8 protein-coding genes are annotated in these 14,309 nt (G+C 67.2%); 4 read left to right on the top strand and 4 right to left on the bottom strand.

Annotated elements, in window-relative coordinates:
- Positions 1-240: 240 nt before the first annotated feature.
- Entirely contained in the window at positions 241-1,686 is a 1,446-nt protein-coding gene (gene tldD, locus XarbCFBP7408_RS06755) for a metalloprotease TldD (protein ID WP_104562302.1), read from the bottom strand.
- Positions 1,687-1,785: 99 nt separating this feature from the next.
- On the opposite strand from tldD, the gene XarbCFBP7408_RS06750 reads away from it, so the two are divergent.
- Positions 1,786-2,541 carry a DUF6065 family protein gene (locus XarbCFBP7408_RS06750; protein ID WP_104562301.1) on the top strand — a complete coding sequence of 252 codons (756 nt, stop codon included), beginning with the start codon at positions 1,786-1,788 and terminating at the stop codon, positions 2,539-2,541.
- A 121-nt stretch (positions 2,542-2,662) separates the two neighbouring features.
- Here the strand turns inward: XarbCFBP7408_RS06750 and XarbCFBP7408_RS06745 are convergent, their stop codons facing one another.
- The 3 genes from XarbCFBP7408_RS06745 to XarbCFBP7408_RS06735 all read right to left on the bottom strand — a co-directional run bounded on the left by XarbCFBP7408_RS06745 (position 2,663) and on the right by XarbCFBP7408_RS06735 (position 8,830).
- Positions 2,663-6,589, bottom strand: a complete 3,927-nt coding sequence (locus tag XarbCFBP7408_RS06745) for a YhdP family protein (protein ID WP_104562300.1) — start codon at positions 6,587-6,589, stop codon at positions 2,663-2,665.
- A 169-nt stretch (positions 6,590-6,758) separates the two neighbouring features.
- Positions 6,759-8,258, bottom strand: a complete 1,500-nt coding sequence (gene rng, locus XarbCFBP7408_RS06740) for a ribonuclease G (RefSeq protein ID WP_104562299.1) — start codon at positions 8,256-8,258, stop codon at positions 6,759-6,761.
- Positions 8,258-8,830 (bottom strand): Maf-like protein, encoded by a 573-nt coding sequence (locus tag XarbCFBP7408_RS06735; RefSeq protein ID WP_104562298.1) that lies wholly within the window; start codon positions 8,828-8,830, stop codon positions 8,258-8,260. Before XarbCFBP7408_RS06735 ends, rng begins: the two co-directional genes overlap by 1 nt.
- A 122-nt stretch (positions 8,831-8,952) precedes the next feature.
- On the opposite strand from XarbCFBP7408_RS06735, the gene XarbCFBP7408_RS06730 reads away from it, so the two are divergent.
- The 3 genes from XarbCFBP7408_RS06730 (at position 8,953) to XarbCFBP7408_RS06720 (ending at position 14,082) form a co-directional block, all read left to right on the top strand.
- The gene (locus XarbCFBP7408_RS06730; RefSeq protein WP_104562297.1) at positions 8,953-9,687 is read left to right on the top strand and encodes an SIMPL domain-containing protein; all 735 of its coding nucleotides are present in this window, start codon (positions 8,953-8,955) and stop codon (positions 9,685-9,687) included.
- A gap of 312 nt (positions 9,688-9,999) precedes the next feature.
- Positions 10,000-13,104, top strand: a complete 3,105-nt coding sequence (locus tag XarbCFBP7408_RS06725; RefSeq protein ID WP_104562296.1) for a TonB-dependent receptor domain-containing protein — start codon at positions 10,000-10,002, stop codon at positions 13,102-13,104.
- A 306-nt stretch (positions 13,105-13,410) separates the two neighbouring features.
- Entirely contained in the window at positions 13,411-14,082 is a 672-nt protein-coding gene (locus XarbCFBP7408_RS06720) for an energy transducer TonB (protein ID WP_104562295.1), read from the top strand.
- Positions 14,083-14,309: the final 227 nt, after the last annotated feature.

The raw sequence follows: 14,309 nt of genomic DNA, 5'->3' as shown, positions 1-14,309 counted from the left end.
CGGTGCAGCAGCCCGGCAGTGCTCGCAGACCGGCCCGACTTCCACTGCCAATTCCTGCTGCGACGCATCGAGGTCGACGCGCCGTAAGCGCCAGACACGCAGCAACCAACTCCCGCTGCGACGACCTTCAAATCCCGATGCCGCAAGCGCATCGGGACCGCTGCATCGCAAAAGCCAGGAACCCCGCTCCGCGCTCTTGCCGTTGCGATTCCCGAATCCCGATTCCCAATTCCCCGCATCTCAGGCCTGCGTTCCACCAACGGTGATGCCGTCGATCAGCAGCGACGGCTGGCCGACGCCGACCGGCACGCTCTGCCCGTCCTTGCCGCACACGCCTACGCCTTCGTCCAGCGCCAGGTCGTTGCCGATCATGCGCACCTTCTGCATGGTCTCCGGGCCGTTGCCGATCAGCGTGGCGCCCTTGACCGGCGCGGTGACCTTGCCGTCTTCGATCAGGTAGGCCTCGGTGGCCGAGAACACGTACTTGCCGCTGGTGATGTCGACCTGGCCGCCGCCGAAGTTGACCGCGTAGATGCCCTTCTTGACCGAGCGGATCATCTCCTGCGGATCGTGCTGGCCTGCGCGCATGTAGGTATTGGTCATGCGCGGCATGGTCAGGTGCGCGAACGATTCGCGCCGGCCGTTGCCGGTGGGCGCCACGCCCATCAGGCGCGCGTTGTGGGTGTCCTGCATGTAGCCGACCAGCACGCCGTCTTCGATCAGCGTGGTGCACTGGGTCGACGTGCCCTCGTCGTCGATATTGAGCGAGCCACGGCGGCCATCCAGGGTGCCGTCATCGACGATGGTCACGCCCGGCGAGGCCACGCGCTCGCCGATGCGGCCGGCGTAGACGCTGGTGCCCTTGCGATTGAAGTCGCCTTCCAGGCCATGCCCCACCGCCTCGTGCAGCAGCACGCCGGGCCAGCCCGGGCCGAGCACCACCGGCATCACGCCGGCCGGTGCCGGAATCGCATCCAGGTTGACCAGCGCCTGACGCAGCGCTTCGCGGGCGAAGCCTTCCGGGCGGCCATCGGCGAACAGTTCGGCATAGCCGTAACGGCCGCCGCCGCCGGAGTAACCGGACTCGCGCCGCCCGCCCTGCTCGACGATCACCTGCACGTTCAGGCGCACCAGCGGGCGTACGTCGGCGGCAAGCACGCCGTCGCTGCGCGCGATCAGCACCGTGTCCACCCCGCCGGACAGGCTCACCATCACCTGCTTGACGCGCGGCTCGGCGGCGCGCACGTACTGGTCGATACGGCGCAGCAACTCGACCTTGGTCGCGCTGTCCATGTCGTCGATCGGGTCGGTGGCCGGGTACAGCGCACGGCCGTTGCCGCGCACCAGCGAGCGGGTGGATTGCGCACCGCCCTCGCGCGAGATCGCGCGCGCGGACTGCGCCGCCTCCAGCAAGGCGTCGCGCTGGATGTCGTCGGAATAGGCGAAACCGGTCTTCTCGCCGGCAATCGCGCGCACGCCCACGCCTTGTTCGATGGAATGCGCACCGTCCTTGACGATGCCGTCTTCCACGCTCCAGCTCTCGCGTCGCGAATGCTGGAAGTACAGGTCGCCGAAGTCGATGCCCGGGCCCAGCAGGGCGCCGAAGGTGCGGTCGAGATGGCCGGTGTCCAGGCCGGAAGGAAGCAGCAGCCGGGTTTCGGCCAGAGTGAGAGCGTTATCGGTCATGCAGTCAGGATGGGGCCCGCGCGCCGGGGAGACAAGTCGTTCGGCTGAACATGCCGCACAGCTATCATCGCGGGCCCATCGCCACGCCGACGCCCGCGCATGAAGCTCACTGCCCACGTCCTGGATGGCCACACGCTGGACATCCGCCCCGCCCCGCACGAGCGCGACTGGATGGACGCCACCGACCAGCGTTATGCCTACCGCTGCCTGCCGCTGGCGATCGCCAATGCGCATGGCTGGGAGCTGCTGTGCCAGGCCGGTTTCGAAGCCAGCTGGGACGGGCGCGATGGCCTGGATGCGATCCGGATCACTACCGACGCCGGCGCCGCGTCACCGGCGCTCAGCCACTTCGGCTACGGCGTGCTGACCTTCCACGTGCCCTGCCTGTTTCGCACCGACACCGGCATGGACCTGTTCGTCACCGGACCATTGAACCGGCCCAAGGACGGCATCGGCGCGCTGAGCGGCATGGTCGAAACCGACTGGAGCCCGTCCACCTTCACCATGAACTGGAAGTTCACCCGGCCCGGGCAGGTGCGCTTCGCGGCCGGCGAGCCGTTCTGCCATCTGTTCCCGCTGCCGCGCCAGCTGATCGAACAGGTGCAGCCGCAGTGGAAGCCCTTGTCGGAGGCGCCGCAATTGGCGCAACAGCATGCCGACTGGACGCGCAGCCGCACGCAGTTTCTGCAGGAACTGCCGGATGCGCAGTCGGCCGCGGCGCGCGAGAAATGGCAACGCGGCTATTTCCGTGGCGCCGCCGGTGCCGATCAGGCGCCGGTGCAGGGCCACCGTTCGCGCCTGCGTCTGCCGATGTTCGTGCGCGCCGACAGCGACGGCGACGGTCCGCTCGACTGAGTGCGTCGGCGCACGGGACGCGCCCGCTGATGCGCGTGCCGCGTTCGATCCCTTGCCGCAAGGCCTGAGCGCCCGCGACCAGCAGCACCGACACTCGCCAGCGCGCCCGCAACCGGGCGCGTCAGCGTGGCGACCGACCGGGCGTGCCTGGCGTTGCCGCGGGCGCGCCTTCTGCAGGCGGCTTGCCGGACGCCCGCTCGCGCACCTCGCGTTCCACCACGTCCACCTGCGGATCCTTCCACGGCCCGGTGACGTGATAGGTCTTGGCGCCGATCGCCCCCAGCGGCTTGCCGAGCACCGCATTGGCGGCCGCGCCCACCGCCGCCCCGACCGGGCCGCCGGCCACCGCGCCGACCACGGTGAGCAGATTGCCGGCCTTGGGGTTCACGTCCACGGTCTGGTCGAAGGTCTGCGCACGCAGGTCGGTCAGCCCCCGGATGGCGATGTCGGCGGCCGGGCCTTCGATGCGGATCGCATCGGTGCGTGCGAAGCCCTCGCCAAAGCGCACTTCGCCGGCCAGCTTGTTGAAGGCCAGCCCCTTGGAGAAGAAATCGCGGAAGTCGAACATCAACCGGCGCGGCAGCTGCGCCACGCTGAGCAGGCCGAGCACGCGGCCGGCACCGGGGTCCACTTCCAGCAGCTGGCCGTTGCGCACGTCGATCTTGAGATCGCCATCCAGCGAACCGAGCGCAAACCCGGTCGGCGAGCCCTGCCAGCCGGCATTGAGTTCCAGCTGGCCTTCGCCGCCGCGCAGCTGGCCGCCCAGGGTGAGGTTCTGCAGCAGGTTGCCGAGATTGCGGCTGTCCACCCGTGCCGACAGCCGGGTGCTGGCGGAATCGCCCCTGCCGCGCCAGGCACCGGTCAGGCCGATGTTCTGGTCGTTGGAGCGCAATTGCAGCTGGTCCACCTGCATGCCGTCGGTCAGCCGGCTGCTGCGCAGCGTGGCCGCGCCCAGGGTCATCTTGCCGACCTGCAGGTCGTCGATATCCAGCGACAGCGGCGGGATCGAGACCGGGTCGAACTCGGCCACCGCGCGGCGCGCCGGTTCCGGCAAGGCCCCGGCCAGCGGATCGCCCGGCTCGGGTGCGGCCGGCTCGGCCGGTGCGGCCACCGGCTGCCAGTGCACCGTACTCAGCTTGCCCTGCACGGCGGCGCCATCGGCATTGGGCACGCTGAGCTGGCCGGCCAGCGACGGGCCGTCCAGGGTCACCGCCACTGCGTCGCGGATCGGCCGCAGGCGCAGGCGCGTCTGCGGGAATACGCCGCCGATCATCAGCAACCGGTCGGCCTGCACATCCACCTGCTGCAATGGCACGGCGTCCTGTTTCGGTGCTGCGGGCTGGCCTGGCAGCGGCGGCAGGTCCGGCTCGCTGCTGCCGCGCGCCAGGCTGATCCAGTCGATCGCATCCAGCGAGGCAGTGCGGCCGGTGACCACCAGGCCGTTGGCGGGCGGCCGCTCGGTGACCGTGTCGGTACCCATGACCACGCGCACGCCGGTCTGGTTGCCCTGGCTGCTGGCCTTGAGCGCGACCAGCTTGCCGAAGGCCACGTCGATGTCGCCATCGCCCACCGGCAAGGCCACCTTGACCTGCGTGTCCAGCGGCTGCGTGGCCGCCTTGTCCAGGGGTGCGGGCAGATCCAGGGTGGTGCCGACCAGCTGCGAGCGCAGCGTCAGCAACGCCTGCGCCTCGGCCTGCCCCGGCGGCGGCAGCGGCACGTCCACGCCCACCTGCCACGGTGCGCTGCCATGCACATAGGGGCGCAACCATTCCATCTGCGGCGCGCGGTCGAACAGCTCTTTCGCATCCAGGGTGGCGCCGAAGCGCGCCTCGAAGGCCTGCTCGGGGTCCTGCACGAAGCCGCCGGCACGCAACGACAACTCGCCGCTGCGGCCCTGGTGCTGGACGCTCAGGCGCTCGGCGGCAAAGCCGCTATCGCGGTACTCGGCCTGCCCGCTGACCTGGTCGAAGGCCAGGTTCCAGCGCGCATCGCCCAGCCTGGCGCCCTGCAGCGCAACCGTGCCCTGCAGATGGCCGCCCACACCGCCGGTGCGCAGGGGCCGCAGCAGGTCGAAGCTCACCGCTGCCGGGCCGGACACCGTGAGATTGCGCAAGGTATCCCTGTAGCGCTGCTCCAGCGGGCTCTTGCGCAACATGCCCAGCAGCTGCGCGGCATCGGCCCGGGTGGAGGCGCGCACGTACAGCTCGGAGGTGGCGAAGCTGGGAATGCCCGCCTCCAGCGACGCGATCGGCGCGCCGGCCAGCTCGCCCTTGCCCTGCAGGGAAAATCCGTTGCCGATGAAGCGCAGCCCGGCCTGCACCTGCTCCATCGCCGGCCAGTCCGGATTGAACGGAATCACGCCGTCGCGGATCTGGCCGAAGGCCTCGAAGCGGCCGTCGTTGTTGTCGAACGGCCAGTCGTCCAGGTCGCCGCTGACCAGGCCGGTGCCACCGGTGATCACGCCACCGGCAACCGCCGTGTCCAGCCAGTCGATGGCCGCCTTGCTCATCTTGGAGCGGATCCAGAACTTGCGCGCCACCGGCAAGGCGACATCGTCCAGTTGCGTGGCCAGCTGGATGCGCGGGCGGCTGCCATCGTTCTGGAACCACAGCCCGCCGCGCACGCGGGCGCCATAGTCCCTGGCCTGTACGCGCAACGCCGGCGTGGCGACCTGCCAGCCGGCACCGTCGCGCCAGCCCACGATGCTGCCGGCCAGCTGCAGCTCGTGCACCACGCCGAACCCGGTCGGCCAGTCGAAGCGCAGCGTGGCATCCGGCGCGGGGTCGAGCTGGATCGCCTGCGCATCGCCATCGATCCGGCCGCGCAGGCCGCTGATGCCCGGCGCGTTGCCCACCGGCAGAAAGCCCAGTTCCTCGATCCGTCCCTGCGCGCGCACCGCTCCGCCCTGCTCGCCGGCGATCTGCAGATCGGCCAGGCGCAGCTGCGGCCGGGACAGGCTCAGCCAGCGCCGCAGGCCGGGCGACAGCTGCTCGCTCAAGGCGGCCGCCGCGATCAGGCCCGAGACATCGAGGTGTTTGCCCACCACCGCATAACGGCGCCCGCCGGCAATGCTCAGCCCGTCCAGCCGCTGCAGCCTGGCCGCCTGGCCCAGGCGCAGCAGCGGCGCATCCATGCGCCAGCCGCCGTCGATGGTCTGCCAGCGCGCGCGCGCCTGCAGCCGCTCCCACACCAATGTGCGGCGTGCGGCCTGCTCGGGCAAAGGTGCGCCGGACAATCGCAGTTGTTGCAGATCGGCGTCCACGGTGACCGCGGTGATCCGGCGCGCGCGCAACTGCGCCCAGGCCTGCAGGCGTCCGCCGCCGCCGTCCACGCGCATGCCGCCGAACTGCAGCAACGCCGCCCAGGCGGCCAGATCGGCCGGGTCGGCTTGCGCATAGGCGCTGCCGTCGCCGCTGTCGCGATCGAACGCGATCACCGTGGTCAACGGTGCGCGCTGCAGGTCGATCCAGGCGCGGCTGCCGACCTTCACCGTCGAGCCGTTGGCGCGCAGGCGCAGGTCGATGCGCGGCAGCGTGGTATCCACGCCGATCGACGGCGCGGCCACGCGCAGGCGCGCCTCGGCCACCTGGATCTCGCCGAGCCGGCGCAGCGCTTCCAATGGGTCCAAACGCCGCCTGGCCGGCAGCCCCTGCACCGACCAGACGCCATCGTCGCTACGTTGCAGCGTCAGCGCCAGGCCACGCAGACGCACCTCGGTCAGCGAGTGGCCGGGCAACAGGCCGGCGTACATCGCCAGCAGGAGTTCGGCCTGGCCCACGCGCACCTCGCCATGCGGGCCGATCCGCAGGCCATCCAGCCGCAGCAACGGGCCGCGCCGGGTCCATTCGGTCTGCAGGCGATCGAACGCGATCGGCTGGCCGGCGCGCGCGCTCAGCCACGCGGCGATCTGCTGCGGCCGCTGCTCGGCCAGCGGCAACGCCTGGCTGGCCGCACCCACCAGCAACGCGATCGCCACCAGCGCAAGCGCGGTGGCAGTGATCGCATAGCGGCGAAACAGGCGGAGACGGCGGCGCAGCGGGGTGGGCATTAACGGCGGGGAATGGTGAATAGGGAATAGGGAATCGCAGGAGCACAAACCGCGCCGCGCACACGATCATCCATCCGCGCGCGCCGCCATTCTAAAGATGTCACCGGCACCCCGCAGAGCGCCTTTCGCTCCACCCCCATTCCCGATTCCCGACTCTCCATTCCCCGCCTCACAGCAGCACCACATCGAACTGCTCCTGCAGATACTGGTCGTCGGACTGGAAGCGGATGCTCTTGCCGAGGAATTCCTCCAGCTCGGCCACCGCGGCCGATTCTTCGTCGGTGATGCGGGCGACCACCTTCGACGAGGCGATCACCAGCAGCCGCGCCGCGTCGAACTGGCGCACCGCGCGGGTGATCTCGCGGAAGATCTCGTAGGTCACCGTCTCGGCGGTCTTGATGGTGCCGCGCCCGCTGCACTGGCCGCAGGTTTCCGACAGCTGCCGCTCCAGGCTTTCGACGGTGCGCTTGCGGGTCATCTCGACCAGGCCCAGCGGCGAGAATTCGTACACGGTGGTCTTGGCGTGATCGCGCGCCAGCGCTTTCTCCAGCGTGCGCAGTACCTGGCGGCGGTGCTCGGCATCGTCCATGTCGATGAAGTCGATGATGATGATGCCGCCCAGGTTGCGCAGCCGCAGCTGCCGCGCCACCGCCTGCGCGGCCTCCAGGTTGGTGCGGAACACGGTTTCCTCGAGATTGCGCTGGCCGACGAACGAACCGGTATTGACGTCGATGGTGGTCATCGCCTCGGTCTGGTCGATCACCAGGTAGCCGCCGGACTTGAGCGGGACCTGCTTGTTCAGCGCGCGCCCGATCTCGTCCTCGACCCCGTACAGGTCGAAGATCGGCCGGTCGCCGGTATACAGCTCCAGCCGTTCGGCCAGCACCGGCATGTACTTGGCCACGAACGCCTGCAACTGCACGAAGGTCTCGTTGGAATCGACCTTGACCTTTTCCACGTCGCGGCGGATCAGATCGCGCACCGCACGCAACGGCAGGCTCAGGTCTTCGTAGATGATGCTGCACGGCGGCGCCTCGCGGCCGCGCCGCTCGACCACGTTCCAGACCCGCGACAGGTAGGCGATGTCCTCGGCCAGCGCCTCGGCCGGCTGGCCTTCGGCGTTGGTGCGGATGATGTAGCCGAAGCCGCCGTGCTGGGCCGAGACCTCGCTGACGATGGTCTTCAGGCGCAGCCGCTCGGCCTCGTCCTCGATCCGCGCCGACACCCCGACGATCTTGGACTGCGGCAGCAGCACCAGGTAGCGCGAAGGAATGCTGATCTGCGTGGTCAGCCGCGCGCCCTTGGTGCCGATCGGGTCCTTGACCACCTGCACCACGATCTCCTGCCCGTCGCGCAGCAGTTCCACGATCGGCACCGCGGCCGGCGGCGGCGGCGGGATCGGGGTCTCCTCGGTATCGACCACGCTGGCCGGTGCCGGCGCCGGCCGCACCACGTCGTTGGCATGCAGGAACGCGGCGCGCTCCAGGCCCAGCTCGACAAAGGCCGCCTGCATGCCCGGCATCACCCGCTGCACCTTGCCCTTGTAGATATTGCCGACCACGCCCCGGCGCCAGCCGCGCTCGATATGCAGCTCCTGCAGCATGCCGTTCTCGATCACCGCGACGCGGGTTTCGCGCGGGGTGACGTTGACCAAGATCTCTTCCGACATCAATGCGCTCCGAGGGCTGTGAGCAACTGCGAGGTGTGAAACAGCGGCAATCCCATCACGCCGGAATAGCTGCCGGACAGATGGCTGATAAAACCTTCGGCGCGGCCTTGGATTGCATACGCGCCGGCCTTGCCCATCGGCTCGCCGCACGCCACGTACGCGGCGATCTGCGCAGCATCGAGTGACGCGAAGGTCACCTCCGACACCACCAGCGTCTGCACCGGGGCGCGTTGCGCGCAGACTAGAACCACGGCCGTGAGCACCTGGTGGGTACGCCCGGACAGCAGGCTCAGCATGGCGATCGCATCGTCCGCATCGGCCGGCTTGCCGAATACCCGTTCGCCCAGCACCACCTCGGTATCGGAGCCGAGCACGATCGCATCGGGGTCGCCGGCCTGCACCTGCGCCAGGCCGGCACGCGCCTTGTCCAGCGCCACGCGCTGCACGTATTGCGCAGGCGATTCGTCGGGCGCGCGCAGTTCGGGCACGTCCAGTTGCAGGGTCTGGAAAGGCACATCCAAGCGTTGCAGCAGTTCTTGCCGGCGCGGCGACCGGGAGGCGAGATAGAGCATCCGTCCAGCATACCTGTTGCCCCTCCCCGCCCGCTTGCCGATCCGGGCGGCAGTGGTCGCGTTCGACTCACAACATGTTCATCGAACCGGCAACACGCTTCCCCTACAGACAAGGAGATCTCATGCGTACCACCCTCAAACCGTTGTTGCTGGCCCTGTCCATCGCTGCCGGAACCGCCATGACCGCCCACGCCCAGACCGCTCCGAGCTACACCATTCCCAATGACGGCACCCTGCTCAACGTGTCGGCCGAAGCGGACGCCAAGCGCATACCGGACATCGCCACGCTGTCGGCCGGCGTGGTCACCCAGGCCGCCGACGGCAACGCCGCCATGCGCCAGAACGCCGACCAGATGAGCAAGGTCATGGCCGCGATCAAGGCCGCCGGCATCGCCGACAAGGACGTGCAGACCACCGGCATCCACCTCAGCCCGCAGTACACCTACAAGGAAAACGAAGCGCCCAGGATCAACGGCTACCAGGCCAGCAACACGGTCAGCCTCAAGGTCCGCGACATCTCGCGCCTGGGCAAGGTGCTGGACGCGCTGGTCGCCCAGGGCGCCAACGACATCAACGGCCCCAGCTTCTCGGTCGACCAGCCCGAACCGGCCTACGACGAGGCCCGCGTGGCCGCGCTGAAGAAGGCCCAGGCCCGCGCCGACACCTATGCCAAGTCGCTGGGCCTGAAGGTACGCCGCATCGTCAGCATCTCCGAAGGCCGCAGCGGCGGCGGCGTGCGTCCGATGATGATGGCCGCCTCGATGCGCTCGGCCAAGGCCGAGATGGACACCCAGGTCGCCCCGGGCGAGAGCATCTTGTCGATCAACCTGGATGTGACCTTCGAGTTGGGTCGTTGAAGAGGCAAATCTCGTCCTGACGCGCGCCGCTCACTGCCCTCTTAGGACGTCAGTGTCGTTTCCGCAGCCCATCGCGAGGTGGTGCTTCATCGCCCTTCAACCAGCAATCAAGTTACTTTTAAAACTTATAACATGGTGACTTGCAGGTACTCAAAGTCACGTCTATCCAGCATGAATAGGCGATTTCGTGCATTTGTGCTTAAAAAAACATGAAATTTAGAGAAAAAATTCTTTAAGCAACCTCTACAGCTCTCTAGCATCGGTTGTCAGCGCACCGTCATATTCGTGATGGCGCTCTTCTGGAGAGAGACGATGTCCGGCAATGCTGTTTCAAAGCGCACCTTCCATCCAGCATCGCGGGCGCGATATGCCCGCATCAGCGTACTTGCGCTTGCGCTGAGCGGCGCCGTCGGCGTGCTGGCGTCGGGCACTGCCGCCGCACAAAGCACCACTGCGGGTATTTACGGCAGTGCACCCGCTGCCGCCGGTGCAACCGTCACGGCACAAAGCGATACCGGTTTTGCCCGGACCGCGATCGTCGATGCCAACGGGCGCTACGCGATCGGCAATCTTCCCGTCGGCACTTATACGGTCACCTTGCAACGCGACGGACAATCCGTAGAGACACGCAAGAACATCGCCCTGCGCGTCGGCGCAGGCACCGATGTGTCCTTCGGCGGCGTTGCCGCCGGTGACACCGCCACCCTGGGCACGATCACCGTGACCGGCAAGAACATCTCGCCGGTGGATGTGTCCGCCACCGCCTCGCGCACCGTGATTACTGCCGAGCAGTTGCAGCGTTTGCCGCTGGCGCGCTCTGGCGAAGCCATTGCACTGCTGTCGCCAGGGGCCGTGCAGGGCAGCGGCTATTTCGGCAATGCGATTTCCTTCGGCGGCGCCGGCGTGACCGAAAACGCCTATTACCTCAACGGCTATCTCAGCTCCAACCCGCTTTCCAACATCGGTGGCGTCACCTTGCCGTTCGGCGCTATCGACCAGCAGGAAACCTATACCGGCGGCTACAGCGCCCGGTATGGCCGCTCCGCAGGCGGCGTGCTCAGCCAGGTCGGCAAGCGCGGCACCAACGAATGGCACTTCGGCGCACAGGTGCTATGGCGTCCGAAGTCGCTGTCCAGCGACTACAAAAATGTCTTCTACCCGGATGCCGCACCACCTGCCGGCTATGAATACAGCGACGACAGCCTGCCCGGCACTCTTTACCGTAGCCGAAAGGACGACACCTTTTGGAATACGGTCTATAGCGTTTATGGCGGCGGCCCGCTGATCGAAGACCGCTTGTTCGTATTCGTTGCCGCAGAGCAGGAACGCACCGAAGGGGTGTCCACCGCACGCCGGGACGACCCGGTGATCGGCCGCAATAACTACCGCCTCGATGAGCCGAAGGTCTACGCAAAGATCGACTGGAACATCAACGACAGCAATATCCTCGAACTGACCGGCGTCAAGAACAATTACCGCGAAGGCGGTGCCTACAGCGATTTCGGTGGCTATGCGGGCGTCAACGGCGACGCCAACGGCGCATTCGCCGATACGGTCAAGGTCAACGACCGCTATTACATCGGCAAGTACACCAGCTATATCACTGATGATCTGACCCTGAGTGCCACCTACGGCAAGAGCCGCCAGACCGACTTCCGCAACAACCCCAGCACCGCGCCGTTGCTGAGCAATACCAATCTGCAGGATCCGGCCATCACCGGAGGCAGCGAGATCCGCAACAACCAGACCTCCAGCCAGGCGCGCGATGGCGAAAACAAGACGCGCGGACTGCGCATCGACCTGGAATACGTGCTGGGCAGCCACACCCTCACTGCAGGTGTGGACAACATGTATTTCAACGCCAACAACGAAGGTGTCATCACCACCGGCCCCGGCTTCCGCTGGATCTACGGTCGCTCTTCGCGCCCCACCTCGCCCATCAGCGCTGCGCTGGGCGTGGGCCCGGCCGGTGGCAACGGCTACTACGCCTATCGCTCGGTGTTCAGTACGGCAACCAGCATGTCGGTCGAGCAGAAAGCCTACTTCCTCGAAGACAAGTGGCAGGTCAACGACAAGCTGCTGTTGACGCTGGGTATCCGCAACGACAAGTTCACCAACTTCAACGACGCGGGCGTGCCCTACGTGACCAGTGGCGACCAGTGGGCGCCGCGCCTGGGACTGAGCTGGGACGTGTTCGGCGATTCGTCGCTCAAGGTCTACGGCAACGCCGGCCGCTACTACCTGGCACTGCCCAATAGCGTGGCCATCCGTGGCGCATCGCCGTCCACGTTTACGCGCGAATACTTCACCTACACCGGCATCGATGCGCAAGGCAGCCCGACCGGGCTGACGCCGGTCGCGGTCGATCCCTCCGCCGGATTCTCCTGTTCGGGCAACGTCGTGTCCTCCAATCTGGAATGCGGTCAGGCACCGGATGCCGCCGGCATTGCCGCCACCGACCTGAAGTCGATGTACCAGGACGAGTTCATGCTCGGCTTCGACAAGACGCTGGGTGAGAGCTGGGTCACTGGCGCCAAAGCCACCTATCGCACACTCGGCGCCACCATTGACGACGTCTGCGATGCGGACCGGATGCGCACCAAGTTGACCGCATCGGGTGTCGACCCGAGCACCGTCAACGTGCCCGGCTGCATCATCTTCAATCCCGGCGAAACCAACTCCTTCAGCCTGGCCAACCTCAATGGGTCCGGCCGCACCTCGGTGTCAATGTCGCCCTCGGACTGGGGCTTCGACAAGGAGGCCAAGCGCACCTATCTGGCAGTGGACCTGTTCCTGCAGCATCCGTTCGACGGCAAGTGGGAAGGCCGTATCGACTACACCTGGTCGCGCAACTTCGGCAATACCGAAGGCCAGGTGAAATCCGATATCGGGCAGACCGATGTGTCCAAAACCCAGGATTGGGATGCGGCCGCACTCATGTGGTATTCCGGCGGCTATCTGGCCAACGATCGACGTCATCAGATCAAGATCTACGGCTCTTACCAGATCGCGCCGGAATGGCTGATCGCCGGCAATATCCGTGTGTTGTCCGGCACGCCGAAGTCCTGCCTGGGTTACGTGAGCATCAACGGCATCAGCGAAGATTCCGACGCCGGCGACCCGGTGGGCTATGGCTCCTCCTACCACACCTGCAACGGCCAGCCGTCGCGTCCGGGCGATGCCGGCCGGCTGCCGTGGACCAAGATCGTCGACCTGGGCCTGACCTATCGCCCGGCATTCGCGGACAACAAGCTTGCCATGACCCTGCAGGCGTTCAACATCTTCAACGAGCGCAAGCCGCTGCAGGTCGATTCCACCTGGGAAGACAGCCCGTTCACCCTGTCCAACACCTACAACATGGGCGCGTTCTTCACCCAGCCGCGCTACGCGATGTTCTCGGTGTCGTACGACTACTGACGCACTCTCCCGTCAGCGTCGTTTCCCCAGCCCCGCAACGGGCTGGGCTTTTCTACCGCAAACGCCCAGCTCCGGCTGGGCGTTTGCCTACGAGTAATCCTGTTCTGTTTGCGCCTTAAAAAGCCGGCCAGCGATCGATATCGACATGGTCGCGGAATCGCTCCGGCATCCTTCGCGGTGTGCAACGCCTTCGCAGACACGCGCCCCGCTTGTGCAGCCGCGCGCGCTGAGGTAAACCTACGCTACCGGATGGTGTAGTGCGTCCGGGTCGCGCTGGTCCTTTCCGCAGTTCCGTTGAGGAGGTGGATGATGGTTCGCACGCAATCGCAGGTTTCTTCCCGATCCACCGGCATCGACACCTCGCGCGTGCTGGCGATGAGCACGGCGGTGGCCTTGCATCTGCTCGCTGGCGGGTTGTTGTTGATACCGCTCTCGTACCGGGCAATTCCGCAGCAGCCCGTACCGAAAGAACGCTGGGTCATGCCCATCACCATCGAGACGCCGTCGCCACCGGTGTTTCCGATCAAGGTGGAGTTCACGCCGCAGACGACGCACACACCGCCGACCACGGTGCCGGTGCAGGTGCAGGCCCCGGTGATCAGTGAGCCCGCCGTGGTCGACAACGCAGCGTTCGCCTTACCTGCGGTCTCGGAGGCGGTGTCTGACAGCGCGCCGGCGATTGCCGCGCCCAGCGGCCCGGTCGAGGCAGGTCAGCTGCAGTATCTGAGCTCGCCCGCACCGAGTTACCCGGTGGCTGCATTGCGTGCGGGGCAGCAGGGTACGGTGCTGCTGCGCGTGCTGGTCGGTACCGATGGGCGCCCGGCCGAGGTGAGCGTGCAGACCAGCAGCGGTCATCGCGCGCTCGACCTGGCGGCACGCAGCCAGGTGCTGCGCAACTGGCGCTTCCAGCCGGCGATGCAGAACGGTCAGGCCGTGCAGGCCTACGGCCTGGTGCCGGTGAGTTTTTCGTTGAACTGATGCGTCATCACCTGCGGCGACCCGGATGCCCGGTCGCCGCATGGCCTGGCGTTGCGCAGCCGGCCGCTGCGAGGCCACGGTTTCAGCCGTTGCATGCGCATCATTGCATTGCGCCTTGCGTGCACGCGACGACGTACGGTCTCGCGGATCGGGTTGAGGATGCGCGCGGCTACTCGCCCGCACAGCCATCCCGAAAGCAGCGGCGACGCGCGGAATGCTGCCATCGC

The sequence above is a fragment of the Xanthomonas arboricola pv. guizotiae genome (assembly GCF_002940205.1).
GTDB lineage: Bacteria > Pseudomonadota > Gammaproteobacteria > Xanthomonadales > Xanthomonadaceae > Xanthomonas > Xanthomonas arboricola_C.
This window is presented reverse-complemented; position numbering and strand designations above follow the sequence as displayed.

Bases quoted from the DNA above. Each gene is read 5' to 3' on its own strand.
- tldD (WP_104562302.1), bottom strand. From the start codon at position 1,686: ATGACCGATAACGCTCTCACTCTGGCCGAAACCCGGCTGCTGCTTCCT.
- XarbCFBP7408_RS06750 (WP_104562301.1), top strand. From the start codon at position 1,786: ATGAAGCTCACTGCCCACGTCCTGGATGGCCACACGCTGGACATCCGC.
- XarbCFBP7408_RS06745 (WP_104562300.1), bottom strand. From the start codon at position 6,589: ATGCCCACCCCGCTGCGCCGCCGTCTCCGCCTGTTTCGCCGCTATGCG.
- rng (WP_104562299.1), bottom strand. From the start codon at position 8,258: ATGTCGGAAGAGATCTTGGTCAACGTCACCCCGCGCGAAACCCGCGTC.
- XarbCFBP7408_RS06735 (WP_104562298.1), bottom strand. From the start codon at position 8,830: ATGCTCTATCTCGCCTCCCGGTCGCCGCGCCGGCAAGAACTGCTGCAA.
- XarbCFBP7408_RS06730 (WP_104562297.1), top strand. From the start codon at position 8,953: ATGCGTACCACCCTCAAACCGTTGTTGCTGGCCCTGTCCATCGCTGCC.
- XarbCFBP7408_RS06725 (WP_104562296.1), top strand. From the start codon at position 10,000: ATGTCCGGCAATGCTGTTTCAAAGCGCACCTTCCATCCAGCATCGCGG.
- XarbCFBP7408_RS06720 (WP_104562295.1), top strand. From the start codon at position 13,411: ATGATGGTTCGCACGCAATCGCAGGTTTCTTCCCGATCCACCGGCATC.